Annotated in this window: 3 protein-coding genes; 1 reads left to right on the forward strand and 2 read right to left on the reverse strand. The window is 71.4% G+C overall.

The window, feature by feature from the left end; all coding sequences use genetic code 11:
• Positions 1-45 precede the first annotated feature (45 nt).
• Positions 46-924, reverse strand: coding sequence for a geranyl diphosphate 2-C-methyltransferase (locus tag ACFRQN_RS39995; RefSeq protein WP_074003176.1), 879 nt, complete (start codon positions 922-924; stop codon positions 46-48).
• Between the two features lie 87 nt (positions 925-1,011).
• Positions 1,012-2,310, reverse strand: a complete 1,299-nt coding sequence (locus tag ACFRQN_RS40000; protein WP_380745563.1) for a family 2 encapsulin nanocompartment cargo protein terpene cyclase — start codon at positions 2,308-2,310, stop codon at positions 1,012-1,014.
• A gap of 545 nt (positions 2,311-2,855) precedes the next feature.
• Between ACFRQN_RS40000 and ACFRQN_RS40005 the strand changes: the two genes are divergently transcribed.
• Complete coding sequence (locus ACFRQN_RS40005) at positions 2,856-4,181, forward strand: radical SAM protein (RefSeq protein WP_049651571.1); 1,326 nt, start codon at positions 2,856-2,858, stop codon at positions 4,179-4,181.
• Positions 4,182-4,227 lie beyond the last annotated feature (46 nt).

The raw sequence follows: 4,227 nt of genomic DNA on the forward strand, positions 1-4,227 counted from the left end.
CTCCCCGCACCCGCGGGGAGGCCGCCGTCGTGCGGTGCTACCGGATCAGACCCGGTCGGCCGCGATCAGCACGTACTGGAAGGAGCCGTCCTTGTAGGACTCGATGAACGCCTCCTCGATGCCGGTCACCAACGAGGTGGTGTTCCGCAGCTCCCAGTAGGGCAGGGTGTCCGGCGTCAGGTCGATGACGGCCTGCGGCACCAGGCGGTTGTCGGCCATCGCCCGCAGGTACTCGCGGCGGGAGTGGATGTTGCACTCGAAGTGGGCGTTGATCTGCGAGACCCACTTCGAGGGCTGGCCGTAGCGCGGGTTCCAGCAGCCGGTGATGGTCACGTACCGGCCGCCGACGCTCAGCACCCGGGAGTGCTCGGCGAACAGGTCGTGCAGGTCGACGTACATGCTGGACTCGTTGTTCCAGGAGCCCGCGACCGAGCCGGTCTCGATGGGCATGTTCAGCATGTTGGCGACCTGGGAGCGGACGAACCCGCCGATGCCCAGCTCGGCGGCGCGCTTGTTGCCGAAGTCGGCCTGCTGGGTGGAGAGGGTCAGGCCCTCGACCCGGCAGCCGAAGCGCTGGTGGGCCATCACCATCGAACCGCCGCGGCCGCAGCCGGCGTCGACCAGGGTGTGGTCGGCGCGGATGTCGCCGAGGTGGCCGAGCAGCACGTCGGCCTGGGCGGACTCCAGCCGGTGCAGCTCGGCGATCACCTTCTTCTCGCGCTCGGCGTCGGCCGGGTCCCCGATCGCGGCCTGGTCGATCGCGCCGATGCCGTAGTGGTGGTGGTAGAGGCCGTCGACGTCACCCAGGCGGAGGTTGACCGGACGGGCCTCGTGGTCCCAGTAGCGCGCGATGTCGCCCTGGTACGGAGTCGCCGGGCCGGGGATGGTGTTGCCGGGGGTGGTGATGTCGTCGGTCACGGACATGGGTCAGCTCCTAGCGGATGGTCAAGGGGTCGGTCATCAAGGGAAATGCGCTGCCGGCGGGAGGTGGTGCCCCCGGAGGGGCCGGTGTCACCAGAAGTCGGGCAGGGTGTAGCGGTAGGTGTTGGTCTGGTGCCAGTAGTGGTTGCCGTCGACCCACGCGGACACACCGCGCAGGAACCGTACGAGTGTCGGCACCGGGCAGGACACGGCCAGGGCGGCCGCCTCGGCCTCGAAGGCCAGCATCAGCTCGTTGTGGACCTCGACCGCCTTCAGGTAGCCCTCCTTGCGGGAGACGCCCTCACGCTCGGAGATCACCACCGGCAGGTTCAGGTGCAGTCCGGGGCTGGCCAGCTCCTTCATGTACGAGTACAGGTCGTTGACGATGGTGGTGGCGTTGCCGGCCAGTGCGATCACCCGCTGCATGGCGGGCAGCGCGTGCAGCTCGGCGGGCAGCTCGTAGCCGCCGACGGTGTCCGTGATCGTCGGGCAGGGGCGGAAGTTGTTGAACTGGCGCATGGCCAGGTACTCCCACACCTCCGGGACGTGGTCCGCCTGGTCCCAGGAGGCCTCGGCCAGGTACCCGAGGTGCAGCCGCGCCATGTCGTGCCGGAACCGGTCCGACTGGGAGGGCGTGGCGGCCCGGGTGAAGTACTCCATCGCCGAGTGGTAGGCGCGCCGGGGCGCGTCCGAGCCCAGCGAGGCCTCCCAGCCCGGGTGGTACTCCGACGTGGTGTGCAGCGGGTCCAGCGCGGTGTGCGCGAGCAGCAGGCGGCTGCCCAGGCCGATCGGCGAACCGCCGAGGTCCTCGCAGTAGCAGTCGTCCACCGCGTTCTCGGCCACCATCAGGCGGGCCGCGAGCATCAGGTGGTCGACGCTCGGCGCGTCCGGGTGGCAGGCCACCATGTAGCGCCCGGTGGAGAAGCCGTTGAAGTCCTTCTCCCACTCCGGCGGGTAGAGCTCGATCTCCTCCATCGCCCAGGCCTTGAGCTTCGCGCTCAGCGCCTCCACCCGCACCGGGTCGGGCTCGGCGATCGGGTGGTGGTAGAGGCCGGGGATCGGGTCGCCGCTCCGGGGCTTGCCGCCGCTCGGCGCCTCGGCGGCCGACCCGGCGGCGGCCGGGGTCGGGGTCGCGGCGGTCGGGACGGGCAGGACGTGGGCGGACGGCACCCGGAACCCGGGCGTCGCCGCCGCGGTCTCGGTCACCGTCGTGGCCTCGGTCACGGTCGCGGTCGCCTCGGGCGCCGGGACCACCTCGACCGGGACCTCGGGCATCGGAGCCTGGGGCGCCGAGACCTCGTCCGCCGGGGCCTGCGGCCTGAACTGCAGCCCGGAGGTGCCCAGTCCGCTGGGCCCGCGCAGGATCCGTTCGATCGCGGGGGAGCTCATGGGCCCACCACCGGGGCGGTGACGGGCCCGGATGGTGTGTCCGGCCTGGCGCACAGGGGCATGGAGCCTCCTCTGAAGGGGGTCGCACAATATGACGGGTCGTCATCCCACCCGCCTCGAACGGGATCTCCGGTCTCCGGCCCCGTCTCGCTCGGTTCACCACCGTAGGCGCGAAGGCGCGTTCCGCATCGCACCAGACGATCTTCATCACCCGATAGGGTGAACGTTCCCCATGCGGGTGTTTGGGCGCGCCCCCGTCGTGCATCACCCCGCACCGCACCTGGGCACTCCTGTCACGAACCCGCCCGCCGAGCCGCCCGTCCGCGCGTCAACTTGCCGCCACTCGCGCGTGTCCCGCTCCCGCCGGCCGCGTCGTCCCGCTCGTGGCGCGGGCTGTTCGAACGCGAAACGAAATCACCCACGGCCGCCCGCCGGGGGCCGGTCGATCGTCCCGGGCCGGGCCCGGTGCGCGGCCGGGCGCGTAAGGCGGGACAGAATGGGCACGGCGCCGTCGAGGAGGCGGGGCCAGGAAGGAAGACCAGCGCATGGAGAGCCAGGCCCGCAGCCGCACCGCACTCGTGGAGCAGCTCATGGAGCGCTATCCCGACGTGCCCCGGGAGGCGGTGATCAAGGAGGACCTGCTGCGCGGCGGCATGGCCTTCGACGAGTCCGCGCTGAGCGGCAGCGCGGGCGCCGACGGGGGCGGCGAGGTCAAGCCGAAGTCGTACTTCATCTTCTCCTTCGACCACCGCACGCTGCCCGAGCTGGGCGCGGCCGCGCTCAACCGGCCGCCGGAGGAGGTCGTGCTGACCGGCGGGCCGTACGGGCTGCGCCGCACGGTGGTGTCGGTGCGGGTGAACCCGGACTCGCCGTACCGGGTCGGCGCCGGGGACGACGGCACGCTCGGCCTCTACCTGGACGGTGCGCGGATCGCCGACGTCGGCCTGCCGCCGATGCCGGACTACTACCGGCACACGCTGGCCAACGGGAAGTCGGTGATGGAGGTCGCCCCGACCATCCAGTGGGGCTACCTGATCTACCTCACGGTGTTCCGGGTCTGCCAGTACTTCGGCGCCAAGGAGGAGTGCCAGTACTGCGACATCAACCACAACTGGCGCCAGCACAAGGCGGCCGGCCGCCCGTACACCGGGGTCAAGCCGGTCGAGGAGGTGCTGGAGGCGCTGGCGATCATCGACCGGCACGACACTGCCCGGGCCTCCCAGGCGTACACCCTCACCGGCGGGGCGATCACCTCGCACGTCGGCGGCCGGGACGAGGCCGACTTCTACGGGCAGTACGCCAAGGCCATCGAGGAGCGCTTCCCCGGCCGCTGGATCGGCAAGGTGGTGGCCCAGGCGCTGCCGCGCGAGGACGTCCAGCGCTTCCACGACTACGGCGTGCGGATCTACCACCCCAACTTCGAGGTGTGGGACAAGCGGCTGTTCGAGCTCTACTGCCCGGGCAAGGAGCGCTACGTCGGCCGGGACGAGTGGCACCGCCGGATCCTCGACTCCACCGAGGTGTTCGGCCCGGAGAACGTGATCCCCAACTTCGTCGCGGGCGTGGAGATGGCCGAGCCCTTCGGCTTCACCACGGTGGACGAGGCGATCGCCTCCACCGAGGAGGGCCTGCGCTTCTTCATGTCCCGCGGCGTGGTGCCGCGCTTCACCACCTGGTGCCCCGAGCCCACCACCCCGCTCGGCAAGGCCAACCCGCAGGGCGCGCCGCTGGAGTACCACATCCGGCTGCTGCAGACCTACCGGGGCACCCTGGAGGAGTTCGGCCTCTCCTCCCCGCCCGGGTACGGCCCGGCGGGCCCCGGCAAGGCGGTCTTCTCGGTGAGCTCCTTCATGGACTCGCTGACCGGCTGAGGACCCGCCCCGGTGGTGCGGGCCCCGACGACCCCACCCCCGGGCG

Source organism: Kitasatospora sp. NPDC056800, from assembly GCF_042789775.1.
Classification (GTDB): Bacteria; Actinomycetota; Actinomycetes; order Streptomycetales; family Streptomycetaceae; genus Kitasatospora.